The sequence below is a fragment of the Mariprofundus micogutta genome (assembly GCF_001895085.1).
Taxonomy (GTDB): Bacteria; Pseudomonadota; Zetaproteobacteria; order Mariprofundales; family Mariprofundaceae; genus Mariprofundus; species Mariprofundus micogutta.
The window spans coordinates 17,070-33,267 of record NZ_BDFD01000016.1; the positions used below are offsets into that span (position 1 = coordinate 17,070).

The following is a 16,198-nucleotide window of genomic DNA, read 5'->3' on the forward strand; positions in this document are numbered from 1 at the left end:
GTTAAGATGACAGAAGAGAAGTTACAGGATGATATCGGAGTGACACAATCTGCCAGCGTTTCGGCTGAAGTGGCAGGTTTGCGTGAGAAGTTCGGCGACCAGGTTCTCTCGGCTACAGCAGGGCTTGACTGTGAGGTTGTTGTTCTGGCGCGTGAATGCATTGTGGAAGCGTGCCATTACCTGAAAAACGCACATGGCTTTGAGCAGATGATGGATCTTTGTGGTGTGGATAAACTGGCGTATCCGGGACACGCTGAAGACGCTCCGCGTTTTGAAGTTGTATATAATATATTGTCAGTCTCCCGAAACAAACGTCTTCGTTTGAAGGTCGGTGCCAATGAGCGCGACCTGGTGGATTCTGTGACTGAAGTGTGGCCAACAGCAAACTGGTTTGAACGTGAGTGTTTTGATATGTACGGCGTGATATTCAATCATCATCCTGATTTGCGTCGCCTGTTGACTGATTATGGCTTTGAAGGTTATCCGTTGCGTAAAGACTTCCCGTTGACCGGGCGAGTCGAAATGTTCTTTGATGAATCCCAGTGGCGTTGTGTTTATCGGCCGAATCAACTGGAAGAACGTGTGCTTGTTGAGCGCACATGGCCGGGGGTAGACCGTGGCTGAGATTAAAAACTATACGCTAAACTTTGGTCCTCAGCATCCTGCCGCACATGGTGTGTTGCGTCTTGTGCTTGAGCTTGATGGTGAGGTGGTTGAAAAGGCTGATCCGCACATTGGCTTGTTGCATCGTGGTACGGAAAAGCTTTTTGAATATAAGACCTATTTGCAGAACGTGCCTTATTTTGACCGTTTTGATTATGTGTCAATGATGGCCAATGAGCATGCTTATGCATTGGCGGTTGAAAAACTGCTCGGCATCGAGGCGCCTGAGCGCGCCCAGTATACCCGTGTGATGTATGCCGAGCTGACTCGTATTTTGAATCACTGCATGTGGCTGGGCGCTGTTGCACTCGATATCGGTGCGATGACCGTTTTCCTGTACTGCTTCCGTGAACGTGAAGATATTTTTGATTATTATGAAGAGGTGAGTGGCGCGCGCATGCATGCTGCTTATTTCCGTCCGGGTGGCGTATCCAAGGATCTGCCTGATGGTCTGCTGGATAAGATTAAAGGTTTTACCGAGCGTTTCCCGACCTATGTCGATGAATATGAAACCTTGCTGACTGAGAATCGCATCTGGAAACAGCGCAATGTGGATATTGCTGTGGTGGATCAGGATACTGCACTGGGCATGGGCTTTACCGGGCCGATGATCCGTGGTTCCGGCATTGCATGGGATCTTCGTAAAACGCAGCCTTATGACGTCTACGATAAGATGGAGTTTGATGTTCCTGTGGGTGCAACCGGTGATTGTTATGACCGTTATCTGGTGCGCGTGGAAGAGATGCGCGAATCCAATCGCATCATCAGCCAGTGTGTTGAATGGCTGGAGAAGAACCCGGGTCCTGTAAAGGTTGAAGATTACAAGCTGACAAACCCGAGTCGTGGTGAAATGAAGGGTGATATGGAAGCCCTGATTCATCATTTCAAATATTTCCAGGAAGGTTTCCATGTGCCTGCAGGTGATGTGTATCAGGCTGTTGAACATCCGAAGGGTGAGTTTGCTGTATATATTGTTTCTGATGGCTCAAACAAGCCATACCGTATGAAAGTGCGTGCCCCTGGCTTTGCTCATCTGGAAGCACTGGATTACATGTGTCGTGGTCACATGATTGCCGATGTTGTGGCGATCCTGGGGACACAGGATATCGTATTTGGGGAGGTTGACCGATGAGTGCGGATGCAGTTCGCTTCAGCGATGAACGGTTGGCTGAAATTGAGGCGCTGGTAAAGCGCTATCCCGGAGCGCAGTCGGCTCTGATGCCTGTCTTGTATATGGCGCAGGAAGATTTCGGTTATATTTCCATGGATGCTCAGAAGATGATTGCTGAAGTATTGGGTCTGCGTCTGATGCAGGTTCGTGAAGTGGTTACTTTTTATACCATGTTCAAAGAGCAGCCTACCGGCAAATATCTGCTGGAAGTGTGTACCAATGCAGGCTGCATGCTCAATGGTGCCTATGAGTTGGCTGATCACATGTGTGAAACACTGGGCATCAATATGGGTGAGACTACGCCGGATGGCATGTTTACCATTGCTGAAGTGGAGTGTGCCGGTGCCTGTGGCGGTGCGCCGGTTGTGCAGGTGAATAACATTTATCATGAGAAGGCAACACCTGAGTCGATGGATGCACTGATCACGCAAGTGCGTGCAGACGGAGGTGTGGCATGACCATTTCCTCTGATCCAAAACAGGTAACCCAGATCTGTTTCGACCGCATTAATATCCCTGATCAGCATAAATTATCTGTGGCACGTGAAAATGGTGCTTATAAGTTTTTGCCGACTGTCTTGAATGAGATGGATTCAGCTAAAATTATCGACGAGGTGAAAACCTCAGGTATTCGCGGCCGTGGCGGCGCGGGTTTCCCGACTGGTCTTAAGTGGTCATTTGTACCGCGCAATACAGGCAAACCTACCTATCTGCTGTGTAATGCGGATGAGGGTGAGCCCGGTACGTTTAAAGATCGCGATATTATGCGCTTTGATCCACACCTGCTGATTGAAGGCATGATCATGGCCGGTTTTGCACTCGATGTGCACGATGCCTATATTTATATCCGTGGTGAATTCCTGCATGAAGCGAAAGTGCTGAATGAGGCAATTGCTGAAGCGTATGAAGCAAATCTGTTGGGCGACAATATTCTTGGCACTGGTTATTCCATGAATCTGACAGTGCATCGCGGTGCCGGCGCCTATGTGTGCGGTGAAGAAACAGCCCTGATCGAGTCGCTGGAAGGTAAAGCAGGTCGTCCTCGCTTTAAGCCGCCGTTCCCTGCTGTGGAAGGCTTCTATCAGTGTCCGACCGTGGTGAATAATGTGGAAACGCTGGCGACAGTTCCTGCCATTCTTGAGTTTGGCGGCCAGTGGCATGCATCAATCGGTATTCCTAATAATACAGGTTGCAAAATTTTCTCGGTTTCCGGTCATGTGAATAAACCCGGAAATTATGAAGTTCCGATGGGTACATCATTAAGGTCGCTGATCGAAAATCAGTGCGGCGGTTTGCAGCACGGCACTGTGCCAAAGGTGATTATTCCGGGCGGTTCGTCCACACCGTGGTTAACCGCTGAACATTATGATGTGCCGCTAACTTATGATGATATTATGAAAGCTGGTTCATTCCTTGGTTCTGGTGCGATTATCGTGATGGATGAGACTGCTGACCTGGTGGCGCTGACCCGTCGTCTGGCACATTTCTATGCGCATGAGTCGTGCGGCCAGTGTACACCTTGCCGTGAAGGTACGGGTTGGTTGGAGCGCGTGGTTAAGCGTGTGGAAAATGGTCAGGGTAATGCGGATGATGTGACTGTACTTCAAGATGCTGCAACACATATGGCCGGGCGTACAATCTGTGCGTTGGCGGAGGGTGCGGCAGCTCCTGTCTTGTCGCTGCTCAAGTTCTTCCCTGAAGATGTGCAATCCCGTCTGGCGGAGAAAGCAGAATGACACAGTTGTTTATTAATGACAAAGAAGTCGAAGTAGCACCAGGCACCAGTATTCTGGAGGCCTGTCGTGAGCATGGGGCTGACGTCCCGTATTTTTGTTACCACCCGGAACTGTCTGTTGCAGCGAATTGTCGTATGTGTCTGGTTGAAGTTGAAGGTTGGGGTAAACCTGCCGCTTCATGTTGCACGCCTGTTTCCGAGGGTATGAAGGTCATCACTGAATCCGAATCGCTGTCAAAAGATCGCGAGATGGTGATGGAGTATCTGTTGATTCATCACCCACTGGATTGTCCTGTATGTGATCAGGGTGGTAGCTGCAAGCTGCAGGACTATGCTGTTGAGCATGGTGCATCCAAGGGTCGCTATGCGGAACACAAGCGTGCAGCTGTGAACTATGAGTTAGGGCCGTTTGTAAATACCTGTATGACCCGCTGTATTCATTGTACCCGTTGTGTGCGTTTCGCTGATGAAGTTGCAGGCACAGGTGATATCGGCATTCTGAACCGTTCAGATCATATGAATATCGCCGGCATTGTTGAAGAGGCGCTGGAATCTGAATTATCAGGTAATCTGCCGGATATCTGCCCTGTTGGTGCACTGCTGGACAAACCTTCACATGATGTTTCCCGTCCATGGGAGATGTCTCATCATAAGAGTACATGTACTCAGTGCCCGAATGGCTGTGATATCAGTATTGAATCACGTGGCGATGAAGTGATGCGCATCCGTCCGATTGAAGATAGCCCTGAACCCTGGATCTGTGACCGTGGACGTTATGTTTATGATGGTTTCCGTTCCGATAATCGTATTTTAAAACCTACTGCGCGCCGTGATGGTGCATTGTCCGAAGTATCCTGGGATGAGGCATTTGAACAGGCCAGTGCTCTGCTGAAAGGCAAGCGTGTTGGCATCCTGTTCTCTCCGGACTGGAGTATTGAAGGGCAGATGGCCATCCGCCTGACGCGTGATGCTCTATTCCCTGATGCCAAGGTCGCGTATGGCCTGCATCGTCGTGACATGCGCTCCTTTGCCTTTGAAGAAGGCTTTTCGATGACTACAGATCAGATCGAAAATGCTGAGCAGGTTGTTGTGCTTGGTTCTGATCTCAGGCAGCGCTTGCCGTTGCTGATGCAGCGTCTGCGTAAGCGCGGTCATGCAGGAAAACCTGTTTCCCGTATTGGCGCAATGAATTATCGCACGAATATGGATATCAACAGTGATGCACTGGTGCGTCCACGCGACTGGCCTGCAGTGATTGCCCGCGCCATGGAGCAGGTCAGTGAAGTGGGCAAAACAGCTGCCGGTTTCGATAGCTGGATGGCTGCGGTGTCGGGTCGTCATGAGGCTGGCAAGGTTCTTGCCGATGCCCTGTTGGCGGACTCCTGTGCGCTGCTGGTGGGTGAAGAAATTCGCGCCCATGAAGATGCAGCGGCCCTGATTCATGGTCTGGACCTGTTGATGCGTGCATGTGGACATGCAGAAGCTGATAATGATGGGCGTAATCTGATTCCTGAAGGCATGAATCGTCAGGTGCTGTCTGCGACGCATGGTGATGTTCGTGTGAGTGCAGGCGATATTTTCGCTGCAGCGTCATCAGGAGAACTGGATGCGTTGATTCTTATCGGTAGTGATCCGATTGGTGATGGTGTGTTCCCGTCAGCGGCCAAGGCTGCGCTTGCCAAGGTTCCGCTGGTTCAGATTGGTTCTATTTCCGGTGAGATGGCTGAATATGCCGCGGTGCAACTGCCTGCGGCTGCTTATTCCGAAATCGAAGGTACCTTCGTGAATATGGAAGGGCGCATTCGTGTGGCGAGCAACCCGATTAAATCTCTGGGTCAGGAGCGTCCACTGTGGAAGGTGATGATGCGTATGATTCAGGTGATGGGTGGCGACGTGCCGGTGGTTAACCTGGATGAGTTGCGTGCAACTGTTGCCGAGCGTTTACCGGAGTTGGCCGATGTATGGGCAGGCGGTGAAACGGATAATGTTCTAATCAAGCCGCGTCGCAATCGTGGTATTGATTTTGTGCCTGTAGAGTGCAGCGATAACTTTGATCTGGATGTGGTGAGCCGCTACTCCATGTACCGTGAAGGTATGTGGGCGCGCGCATCAGAGCTTCTCAGTGAAGCTGGTCGCATTCACGCGCTGGATGATGTGTTGGTGCATCCTGATACCTTGGCTGCTAAAGGTTTGACTGCAGGCGAGCACAAGGTTCGTACTTTCCTGGGTGAATCCACATATCATATTGGTGTGCGCGAAGATGTGAGTCCGGGCGTACTGTTTGTGGGTAAACGTGGTGTTGCAGGTGACCTTTCCGATGTCTCCGGTGCATCTATTGAAGGGGGTGCGTCATAATGAGTATTACTGATATGGCCATTCAGGCCGGTATCTGGGCGCTGGAAATTCTTGCGATTGCTGCCCCTGTGGCGCTTTCAGTTGCCTATATTACCTATTTTGAACGACGCATTATCGGTTGGGTTCAGGTTCGTCAGGGTTGCAACCGTGTCGGTCCCGCAGGTTTGTTGCAGCCACTGGCTGATGGTCTCAAGCTGTTTTTGAAAGAGACCATTATCCCGGCAAGAGCCAATAAAATTCTATTTGTTGCGGCCCCTTTGCTGTCGCTGGTGCCGGCTCTGATTGCATTTGCCGTTGTACCGTTTGGTGAGACTTCATTGTTCGGTATCTGGGAAAAGCCACACATCATGGCTATATCCAATCTTAATGTCGGATTACTGTATGTTATGGCAATCTCATCACTGTCGATTTACGGTGTATTGATGGCAGGCTGGGCATCCAACTCGAAATACCCGATTGTTGGCTCAATCCGTTCTACCTGTCAGATGATCTCTTATGAAATTTCTATGGGTTTTGGTCTGGTGACAGTAATGATGCTGGCTGGTTCTTTGAATCTGGCAGATATCGTGCACGCACAGGCCGGCGGCATTCTGCATTGGTATATGATCCCTCTGTTTCCGATGCTGATCGTGTTCTTTATTTCCGGTTGTGCTGAAACGGGCCGTACCCCGTTTGATTTGACCGAAACCGAAGAGCTGGTTTCCGGCTATCATACTGAATATTCAGGCATGTGGTTCGCCACATTCTCACTGGCTGAATACGGTGCCATGATTCTTATCTCGCTGTTGACCTCGATTCTGTTCCTGGGTGGCTGGTATGCGCCGATTCCGGCTCTTGATGTGATTCCGGGTACGGTATGGCTGCTAGGCAAAACAGCATTCCTGATCTTTGTCTTTATCTGGTTCCGCGCCACTTTCCCGCGTTACCGTTATGACCAGATGATGAGGTTGGGCTGGAAAATTTTCCTGCCGTGGACTCTGGGGTGGATTTTCGTCATTGGCCTGTTTATCTATACACCCGGGTTAGATGGCATCATTAACTTCTGGCTGGCGTGGAGGTAATCGGATGCTGAAACGTGCTTTTAAAACCTGGTTCTTGTGGGAACTGCTGATCGGATTGTCCGTAACCGGCCGTTACCTGTTCAAGAAAAAAATTACTGTATTGTATCCGGAAGAGAAAACACCGCTTTCTCCACGATTCCGTGGACTGCATGCTTTGCGTCGTTATGAGTCCGGCGAAGAGCGTTGTATTGCCTGCAAGCTGTGCGAAGTCGTTTGTCCTGCAACCGCGATCTGGATTGAATCGGAAGAGCGTGATGATGGATCGCGTCGTACGACCCGTTACGACATTGATTTCAGTAAATGTATTTACTGTGGCTTTTGCCAGGAAGCTTGTCCTGTAGATGCAATTGTAGAAACGCAGGAGTTTGAATATGCCTGCGAACAACGCGATGGCTTGTATTACACCAAGGATATGTTGCTGGCCAACGGTGATCGTTTAGAGAAGCAAATCGCAGCGAATCTTGCTGCTGATGCGCGTTACTCTTAAGTGTAGATCAAGGGGGAGAGATGCTCGAAACCGCATTTTTTAATCTGTTTGCTGGCCTGTGTATACTCTCAGGAATAGGCGTGGTGCTATCGAGAAATACCATGCATTCAGTCATGTTCCTGATTCTCTGCTTCTTTAATGCATCAGGTCTCTTTTTCCTGCTCGATGCAGAGTTCCTGGGCATTATTCTGATTCTGATCTACGTCGGTGCCGTGATGGTGCTGTTCATGTTTGTGATCATGATGCTGGAAGTGAATGTGGCTAAGCTGCGTGAGGGTATTACACAGTATTTACCACTGGGTGGCATGATTGCTGTGATTCTGCTGGTTGAATTTGTTGCCGCTGCAAGTTCCGGTGTGTTCGCAGATGGTGCGATGGCGACTGCTGCGCATCTCGGTCAGGAAGTCAATAATACCAAGCAAATTGGTCAGGTGTTGTACACCAAGTATCTGCTGGGTTTTGAGATTGCAGCGATTATTCTGCTGGTGGCACTGATCGGTTCAATCGTGCTGACCTTGCGTGGACGCAAGGATGCCAAGTACCAGAATATGACTGCGCAGGTGAAGGTGCGCAGAGAAGACCGCGTTCGCAAGGTGAGTATGTAATGGTTGGATTATCTCAGTACCTAATTGTCGCTGCCGCTCTATTTTCTCTGGGCGTTATCGGACTATTCCTGAATCGTAAGAATGTAATCTCCATTCTTATGTGCATTGAATTGATGCTGTTGGCTGTAAATATCAATCTGGTGGCCTTTTCACACCATCTTGGTGATCTGGCCGGTCAGATATTTGTGTTCTTCGTGCTGACTGTCGCGGCATGTGAAGTGGCTGTAGGACTGGCGATTCTGGTGTCGTTCTATCGTCTGCGCCGCTCGATTGAAATTGAAGATATCAACACGTTGCAGGGTTAAGGGGGATTAAGTGCAAGAGATGACACTCAATACGACTGAATTACTCGCGATCCCTGCGCTGCCGCTGCTGGGAGCTATGGCGGCCGGCTTGTTCGGCTGGGCCCTGAAAGAGAAATTGTCACACATTGTAACATCCGGATCGGTGATTCTGTCCGCCATACTATCAGTGCATGTGTTTATCCAGGTGCTCAATGGTGCATCTTTCCACGGTAACTTCTGGACCTGGATGATTGCCGGCGACTTCATGGTGCCTGTAGGCATGCTGATTGATCCGCTGACTACGATTATGATGATGACCGTTACGATAGTTTCGGCCTGTGTTCATATCTACACCATCGGTTATATGCACGGTGATCCGGGTTATCCCCGTTTCTTTGCCTATATTTCCGCCTTTACCTTCTCCATGCTGGTGCTGGTAATGGGCAACAACTTCTTCACCCTGTTCTTCGGTTGGGAAGCTGTGGGGCTGTTCTCTTATCTGCTGATTGGTTTCTGGTATCAGCGTGAATCAGCCAACTTTGCTGCGATGAAGGCATTCGTGGTTAACCGCGTTGGCGATTTCGGTTTTGCCATCGGTATTCTGGCAGTCTGGTATTACTTCGGTTCTGTAGAATATAAAACTGTGTTTGCCATGACACCTGATTTTGTCTCCCAGAATATTACACTGGGTTTCATGGGCTGGGAGATCTCAGCAATTACCTTTATCTGTCTTGCACTGTTTGTTGGCGCCATGGGTAAATCCGGTCAGGTACCTCTGCATGTGTGGCTGCCTGATTCCATGGAAGGCCCGACTCCTATTTCCGCACTGATCCATGCTGCAACGATGGTGACTGCGGGTGTGTTCATGGTGGCACGTTTGTCACCTATGTTCGAGTTCTCGGAAGTGGCCCTTGCTGCTGTTGTGATTGTCGGTGCAACAACGGCATGGATGTGCGCAACGATCGGTCTGGTGCAGAATGACATTAAACGAGTGATTGCCTATTCGACCTGTTCGCAGCTTGGTTATATGTTTGTTGCCTGTGGTGTATCGGCTTATTCGGCGGGTATCTTCCATCTGATGACACATGCCTACTTCAAGGCTCTGCTCTTCCTGGCCGCAGGTTCCGTGATTCATGCCGTGATGGCTGAGCAGGATATTCGCAAGATGGGTAAACTTCGGAAATATATGCCAATTACCTATATCACGATGTTATTGGCTGCTCTGGCACTTTCAGGTGTGCCGCCCTTTGCAGGTTTCTTCTCGAAAGACCTTATTATTGAAGCGACGATGATGCGTGAGTTTACTGAATTCGGCTGGGTGGGCACGTTTGCAGCATTTGCGCTTCTGTCCGGTGTATTCATGACAGCCTTCTACACCTTCCGCATGTTCTTCCTGACATTCCATAACTCGGATCGTGTGGATGAACATACCAAAGCTCATCTGCATGAGTCTCCCAAGGTGATTACCGTGCCATTGATGATTCTTGCATTTGGCGCAGTGGTTACAGGTATCTGGGGTGTGACGATGCTTGATGTCGCAAACCCTGAAATCATTAACGGATACTTCCGCGATGCTATATTTGTGCTGGATGAACATAACCCGCTAATGGCTCTGGCTGCTGAGGGGGGTGCTCATGGCGCAATAGCATTGATGCTTCATGCCCCGTTTACCCTGCCGTTCTGGCTGGCGCTTGGCGGCATTGGCCTGGCGTATTTCATGTACTTCCGTGAAACGAAAATGCCAGCGGCTATTGCTCGCGCGGCCGGCCCTGTTTACACCTTCCTGCTGAACAAGTGGTACTGGGATGAACTGTACGACAAGATCATTATTCGTCCGACACGCAATCTCGGCACATTCCTGTGGCAGAAGGGTGATCTGGCCATGATTGATAAGGGTGCAATTCACGGCGGTATTATTGATACCATTAAATCAGGGGCTGCACGTATGCGCATTATGCAGACCGGTATGGTGTTCCATTATGCATTTGCCATGGTAGTGGGTGTCTTCGGACTGCTCACTTACCTGATGCTGTCGGCTTAAGGGGGAGAAGGCGGAAATGGATTTACATAACGTTCTGGATTTTCCAATCCTTTCACTAAGCATTTTCCTGCCACTGGCAGGTGCACTGGTGATCTGGCTGTTTGTGCGTGGTGATAACGCTGTGCGCTGGGCTGCGCTGGCAGTTTCCGTAGTCACATTCCTGGTCACGTTGCCGTTGGCGTTCTCTTTTGATACCACGACATCACATATGCAGTTCGAAGAATTCCACCCGTGGATTGAGGCATTCAACATCAATTATCAGTTGGGTGTGGATGGTATTTCCATGCCATTCATTCTACTGACAAGTTTGCTGACCATTATCTGTATCGTTTCAGCCTGGCAGTGTATTCAGAGTCGTGTGAAAGAATATATGATCGCCTTCCTGGTGCTGGAAACAACGCTGATTGGTGTGTTCGCAGCACTGGATGCCGTGCTGTTCTACTTCTTCTGGGAAGCACTGCTGATTCCAATGTATCTGATTATCGGTATCTGGGGTGGCAAGAATCGTGTTTACGCAACACTGAAGTTCTTCCTGTATACACTGGCCGGTTCCGTATTGATGCTGATTGCATTGTTGGCCATGTATTTCAAGGCAGGCGAAACATTCAGCATGCTGGCCTTCATGGATTATCCGTTTGATCTGGAATGGCAGATCTGGATTTTCATTGCCTTCTTTATTGCTTTTGCAGTGAAGGTGCCGATGTGGCCGGTGCATACATGGCTTCCTGATGCGCATACTGAAGCGCCAACTGCAGGTTCAGTTATTCTGGCCGGTATCCTGCTGAAGATGGGTGCATACGGCTTCCTGCGTTTCTCGTTGCCGATGTTGCCCGATGCTTCACAGTATTTTGTACCGTTCATGGTTTGCCTGTCACTGGTAGCGATTGTTTATATCTCACTGGTTGCCATGATGCAGACAGATATGAAGCGGCTGATTGCCTATTCATCGATTGCACATATGGGTTTTGTAACACTGGGAACATTCATGTTCACGCAGGCCGCCGTTGAAGGTGCTGTGATCGGTATGATCTCTCATGGTTTTGTTGCCGCAGCACTATTCCTTTGTGTCGGTGTCATGTATGACCGATTGCATACACGTGCGATTGGTGATTACGGAGGCGTCGTCAATGTGATGCCGGTGTTTGCCGCTGTCATGCTGTTCTTCTGTATGGCGAATGTGGCACTGCCAGGCGCATCTGCATTTGTCGGTGAAATCATGGTTCTGATCGGCACTTTTGAAGCGAACCCTGTATATATGGACGTATCCACCAAGTGGGTTGCCATTGCAGCTACGACATCAGTGGTATTGTCAGCATGTTATACGCTGTGGATGTACAAGCGCGTGATTATGGGTGATCTGGTCAAAGATTCAGTCAAGTCGATGAAAGATATGACTGTACGCGAATTCGGATTTTTTGTTCCATTGATGGTACTGACCCTGTGGATGGGTTTCTACCCATTACCATTCCTAGATTTTCTGCATGTATCGGTTGCACATCTGATCGAACAGGCAACAACGAGTAAGCTGGATGCGGCTGCAGCACTGGTACAGGCTTTGCCTGCTATCGATGCAGTCCATCATTGAGGAAGTAATTCATGGCTAATGTGACTTTTCCGTTTCCGTTCCCAGAGCATCTGATCACGCTGCTGCCTGAGATGATCGTGGCTGTGCTGGCTATGGCGCTGCTGCTCATCGACGTGTTTATCACCAAGGGAAGTAAAATCACTGCCTATCTGGCAATTCTGACGACAATGATTGCAGCAGTCGCGACATGGAGTCTGCAGAGTTCCGAAGTGCTTGTAGCGTTTTATGGTATGTTTGTCTTCGATGCATTTGCTGTTTATAGCAAGATGCTAATTTTCGCAGGTACAGCTTTCGGTATGATTCTGTCTCTGGAGTACATGAAGAAAGAAGTGAATATCGGTGAATATTACATCCTAATGTTATTTGCCATGCTTGGCATGATGCTGATGGTTTCAGCCAATAACTTTATCATTATGTATCTTGGTCTTGAGTTGATGGCGCTATCTGTATATGTGCTGGTGGCTTATCAGCGAGAGGTATTGCGCTCAAATGAAGCAGCACTGAAATATTTTATTCTTGGTGCACTCTCATCCTGTATGCTGCTTTACGGCATTACCTTCCTGTACGGCGTGACCGGCAGCTTCAACTTCGCTGAAATGGGACATGCACTGCAGAACGCTGACGATAGCAGCCATGCAGCTGTCATGCTTGGTCTGGTGTTCATGATTGCCGGGCTTGGTTTTAAAGTATCCATGGCACCATTCCATATGTGGACACCGGATGCATATGAAGGGGCACCAACACCTGTCACTGCATTTATGTCTGTTGCACCAAAAGTGGCTGGTTTTGCTATCCTGATGCGTGTCGTTGCCGATCTTCTGCCAGCTGTGCAGCACGAATATGAAACAATTCTGACTATTCTGGCTGTATTGACGATTGTCGTCGGTAACCTTGCAGCCATTGCTCAACGCAATATCAAGCGTATGCTGGCTTATTCAACAGTTGGTCATGTCGGTTTCATCATGATGGGTCTGATTGCCGGTACCGCTGACGGTTTTTCCGGCATTCTGATTTATCTATCTATCTACCTGGTTATGACCATGGGTGTCTTTGCGATTATAATTCTGATGAATCGTGAGGGTATTCAAGGTGAGTTACTGGACGATTTTGCCGGCCTGTCAAAAGTACGGCCTGGATACGCACTGGCTATGGGGTTGCTGCTGTTCTCAATGGCGGGCATTCCGTTTCTCGGTGGTTTCTGGGCAAAATATGCAGTATTTATGGCAGCTGTAGAGGCTGGCCACCTGTATCTGGTTCTGTTTGCTTTGCTGTTCTCTGCAGTCGGTGCTTTTTACTACCTTCGCGTTGTGAAATACATCTACTTTGATGATGAGCGTGTGGCATTTAACTTTGTTGAAAGCAAGCCGATTCAGTTCACTGTGATTGTCGCAGCGATCGGAGTTGTCTTGATTGGTGTTTTCCCAAGTCCACTTATGGACCTGTGTAAGCAGGCTCTGGGTGGTTTGGTTTAACTCTTTGTCTCATCACGCTATAGACAAATCGTAGCGAAAATGGTGGAGTGTATTCAAGTATTAACTGACTCGCGGAGTGTATATTGTTCGCTTGTCATGAGGGTGGTCTGTCGTTATAATGCCGCTCGCACGAATCGAGGGGAGAGGGCTCGCATAGTACAAGCGACTCACAACCAAGTTCTTGAGGATATATGGCTCTGGAAGAATCAACTGCATTTGCAACTGTTTTCCGGATTCAGATCATCGCAGGCGCATTCGGTTTAGCATGTCTGGTTTTAACAGGGCAGTCCGAGCATTTTTTATCCATGCTCTATGGTCTGATCCTTATGATCGGAAATGCATGGTGGCTTGCATCCAGGCTTGAGGGGACTCGAGATCTGAGTGTGGAAGCCGGGCAGCGATCTCTGTATGCGGGGGCTGCATTAAGGTTTGTTGCACTGATTGCAGCACTGCTGGTGTCTCAGGTTTTCGGCCTGCACTTGTTAGTGGTTGCGCTTGGTATGTTTGTAGCACAGGCAGCTGTGTTTGTAGCTGCGATGATGAAGTTTAAGAAAGAGAGTAAAGGAGAGGGACTTGGCTGATCAGAGTCACGGCGACGGCGGAATTGCCGGCCATCTGCAGTATTGGACACTCAAAATTGATGAGTCCAATCCATTCATGCAAATTCATCTTGATACCATGCTGGTTACCATTGTGGTTGCTGCTGGTATGTTTATCTTTGCCCTGTGGTTAAAAGGCAGGCTTGTTGAAGGTGCTCCGTCCGGCGCACAGAACTTCATGGAATCAGTTGTAGGTTTTATTGACCAGACCGTGAAGGATAACTTCCCTGTTCATAACCCATTGATTGCTCCGCTGGCATTTACAGTGTTCTGTTTTATTGCCCTGATCAATACGATCGACATTCTGCCGGCCTTCCTGTTGGGCAATATTGCTCACCTGTTCGGTGTTGAGCATTTCCGCCCGGTTCCAACGAACGACTTGAACCTTCCTGCGGCTATGGCTGTGTCTGTATTTGCTCTGGTTCTATACTACGAATTCAAGCTTAAACCGGTTCATTTCTGTAAAGAACTGGTTATGGAGCCATTTACATCACTGGTGCCAGGTTTCCTTAAGCCGATTGTGATGCCGATTAATTTGATTCTGAAGCTCGTTGAAGAGGTGGCTAAGCCATTGTCACTCTCCTTCCGACTGTTCGGTAATATGTTTGCTGGTGAAGTAATCTTCCTGTTGATCGCATTCCTGCTGCTTGGTGGTGGTGCGGTGAGTATGGCAGCAGGTTTCTTTGTTGGCTTGGCATGGACTGCATTCCACCTGTTCATCGGTCTTCTGCAGGCATTCATCTTCATGATTCTCACGGTGGTGTACTTGTCTATTGCACACCAACCGGTAGAACACTAATTTAATTTTCAACAACGATAGGAGTAATAAATATGGACGTTTCAATGATTACAGCTGCAACCGCAATTTCAGTTGGTGTTATTCTAGCCGCTGCAGGCCTAGGCTCTGCAATTGGTTGGGGTCTTATCTGCTCGAAGGCTCTGGAAGGCATCTCTCGCCAGCCAGAAATGCGCCCACAGCTAATGTTTAACATGTTCATCTTTGCAGGTCTGATGGAATCTTTCCCATTCATCATCATGGCATTCGCTCTGTGGTTCCTGTTCGCAAACCCATTCTTGGGCTAATTAAAAAGAACATTGGAATCTAAAGAGGAGGTCATATGAGTTTAGACCTGACATTTATTGGTCAGATTGTTGTATTCCTGACCCTGGTATTTTTGATGAAGAAATACCTGTACGGCCCTATGGCAGAACTTATGGAAGCTCGTTCCAATAAGATTGCACAGGGACTGGCTGCTGCCGATGCGGGCAATGAAGCAAAGGCGAAAGCTGAAGTGGAAATTGCCGAGCAACTGAATGAAGCGCGCAGCAAGGCTGCAGAAATCATCGCTGCTGCTGAGAAGCGTTCAGCTGAGCTTAATGAGGAGTCTGTTATCAAGGCTCGTACTGAAGCACAGCAAATCGTGGACAGTGCTCGCGACGAAGTGAATGCAGAGCTTAACCGTGCACGTCAGACCCTGCGTGGCGAAGTTGCTGATATTGCAATGATAGCTGCTGAGCAGGTTGTAGAAGCCGAGTTGGATGCAAAACGTCATGCCAAGCTGGTTGAAGGAATTGTCAGCAGCGGGTTCGGTAACGCATGAGCACGTCGCAGATTTCCCGCCGCTACGCACGCGCCCTGTTCGACCTGATCTCTGAAGGCACGAATGTGCGTGAAGATCTGGCAGCAGTAGCTGCAGTAGCATCCGAAGCTGAAGTGGCTGCACTTTTGGTTTCACCGGAATATCCGGTGTCACTTAAACAGCAGGTGATCATCAAGGCATCAGGTGGCAAGATTTCTGCTGAAATTGAACGTCTGGTTGCGTTGCTGGCTGAACGGAACAAGGTGGCCCTGCTGCCTGAGATAGCTGACATGGTTGATGAGATGATTCATCAGGCAGAAAGTGAACTTGAAGCTGACGTGACTGTTGCATCTTCCATGGATGAGGCATTGCAGGACAAGTTGTCCAAGGCATTGACTGCATCAACTGGTAAAAAAGTTCGTCTTTCCATCTCTGAGGATAAATCAATCCTTGGCGGGATGGTGGTCCGTATTGGTGACCGTAAAATAGATTATTCGTTGCGTACGAAGCTGGCCGGCCTCCGCCGTGCACTGGCATCCTAAGCAGCAGACTGAGTATTAG

Annotated in this window: 17 protein-coding genes; all 17 read left to right on the forward strand. The window is 49.1% G+C overall.

What is annotated here, in order from left to right:
* Positions 1-6: 6 nt before the first annotated feature.
* Complete coding sequence (locus MMIC_RS09005) at positions 7-624, forward strand: complex I 30 kDa subunit family protein (protein ID WP_072660137.1); 618 nt, start codon at positions 7-9, stop codon at positions 622-624.
* A complete protein-coding gene (locus tag MMIC_RS09010) occupies positions 617-1,795 on the forward strand; it encodes an NADH-quinone oxidoreductase subunit D (protein WP_072660138.1) in 1,179 nt (392 codons plus the stop codon). Before MMIC_RS09005 ends, MMIC_RS09010 begins: the two co-directional genes overlap by 8 nt.
* Positions 1,792-2,292 (forward strand): NADH-quinone oxidoreductase subunit NuoE family protein, encoded by a 501-nt coding sequence (locus MMIC_RS09015; RefSeq protein ID WP_072660139.1) that lies wholly within the window; start codon positions 1,792-1,794, stop codon positions 2,290-2,292. Before MMIC_RS09010 ends, MMIC_RS09015 begins: the two co-directional genes overlap by 4 nt.
* Positions 2,289-3,569, forward strand: a complete 1,281-nt coding sequence (gene nuoF / locus MMIC_RS09020) for an NADH-quinone oxidoreductase subunit NuoF (protein ID WP_072660140.1) — start codon at positions 2,289-2,291, stop codon at positions 3,567-3,569. The genes MMIC_RS09015 and nuoF overlap by 4 nt, the downstream gene beginning before the upstream one ends.
* The gene (gene nuoG / locus MMIC_RS09025) at positions 3,566-5,923 is read left to right on the forward strand and encodes an NADH-quinone oxidoreductase subunit NuoG (protein WP_072660141.1); all 2,358 of its coding nucleotides are present in this window, start codon (positions 3,566-3,568) and stop codon (positions 5,921-5,923) included. The genes nuoF and nuoG overlap by 4 nt, the downstream gene beginning before the upstream one ends.
* Positions 5,923-6,984, forward strand: coding sequence for an NADH-quinone oxidoreductase subunit NuoH (gene nuoH / locus MMIC_RS09030; RefSeq protein WP_072660142.1), 1,062 nt, complete (start codon positions 5,923-5,925; stop codon positions 6,982-6,984). Before nuoG ends, nuoH begins: the two co-directional genes overlap by 1 nt.
* A gap of 4 nt (positions 6,985-6,988) precedes the next feature.
* Positions 6,989-7,471, forward strand: a complete 483-nt coding sequence (gene nuoI, locus MMIC_RS09035; RefSeq protein WP_072660143.1) for an NADH-quinone oxidoreductase subunit NuoI — start codon at positions 6,989-6,991, stop codon at positions 7,469-7,471.
* A gap of 20 nt (positions 7,472-7,491) precedes the next feature.
* The gene (locus MMIC_RS09040) at positions 7,492-8,076 is read left to right on the forward strand and encodes an NADH-quinone oxidoreductase subunit J (RefSeq protein WP_072660144.1); all 585 of its coding nucleotides are present in this window, start codon (positions 7,492-7,494) and stop codon (positions 8,074-8,076) included.
* On the forward strand, positions 8,076-8,381 hold the full coding sequence (gene nuoK, locus MMIC_RS09045; protein ID WP_072660145.1) for an NADH-quinone oxidoreductase subunit NuoK: 306 nt from the start codon (positions 8,076-8,078) through the stop codon (positions 8,379-8,381). The genes MMIC_RS09040 and nuoK overlap by 1 nt, the downstream gene beginning before the upstream one ends.
* 19 nt (positions 8,382-8,400) lie before the next feature.
* Positions 8,401-10,401: an NADH-quinone oxidoreductase subunit L gene (gene nuoL / locus MMIC_RS09050; protein WP_072660146.1), complete on the forward strand. Its 2,001-nt coding sequence runs from the start codon at positions 8,401-8,403 to the stop codon at positions 10,399-10,401.
* A gap of 16 nt (positions 10,402-10,417) precedes the next feature.
* Complete coding sequence (locus tag MMIC_RS09055; protein WP_072660147.1) at positions 10,418-11,986, forward strand: NADH-quinone oxidoreductase subunit M; 1,569 nt, start codon at positions 10,418-10,420, stop codon at positions 11,984-11,986.
* Positions 11,987-11,997: 11 nt separating this feature from the next.
* Positions 11,998-13,458 (forward strand): NADH-quinone oxidoreductase subunit N, encoded by a 1,461-nt coding sequence (locus tag MMIC_RS09060; protein ID WP_072660148.1) that lies wholly within the window; start codon positions 11,998-12,000, stop codon positions 13,456-13,458.
* Positions 13,459-13,649: 191 nt separating this feature from the next.
* Positions 13,650-14,039: an ATP synthase subunit I gene (locus tag MMIC_RS09065; protein ID WP_072660149.1), complete on the forward strand. Its 390-nt coding sequence runs from the start codon at positions 13,650-13,652 to the stop codon at positions 14,037-14,039.
* A complete protein-coding gene (atpB, locus tag MMIC_RS09070; protein ID WP_072660150.1) occupies positions 14,032-14,856 on the forward strand; it encodes a F0F1 ATP synthase subunit A in 825 nt (274 codons plus the stop codon). Before MMIC_RS09065 ends, atpB begins: the two co-directional genes overlap by 8 nt.
* Before the next feature lie 32 nt (positions 14,857-14,888).
* A complete protein-coding gene (gene atpE, locus MMIC_RS09075; protein WP_018289036.1) occupies positions 14,889-15,140 on the forward strand; it encodes a F0F1 ATP synthase subunit C in 252 nt (83 codons plus the stop codon).
* Between the two features lie 35 nt (positions 15,141-15,175).
* Positions 15,176-15,658 (forward strand): F0F1 ATP synthase subunit B, encoded by a 483-nt coding sequence (locus tag MMIC_RS09080; protein ID WP_072660151.1) that lies wholly within the window; start codon positions 15,176-15,178, stop codon positions 15,656-15,658.
* Positions 15,655-16,179: a F0F1 ATP synthase subunit delta gene (locus MMIC_RS09085; protein WP_072660152.1), complete on the forward strand. Its 525-nt coding sequence runs from the start codon at positions 15,655-15,657 to the stop codon at positions 16,177-16,179. The genes MMIC_RS09080 and MMIC_RS09085 overlap by 4 nt, the downstream gene beginning before the upstream one ends.
* Positions 16,180-16,198 lie beyond the last annotated feature (19 nt).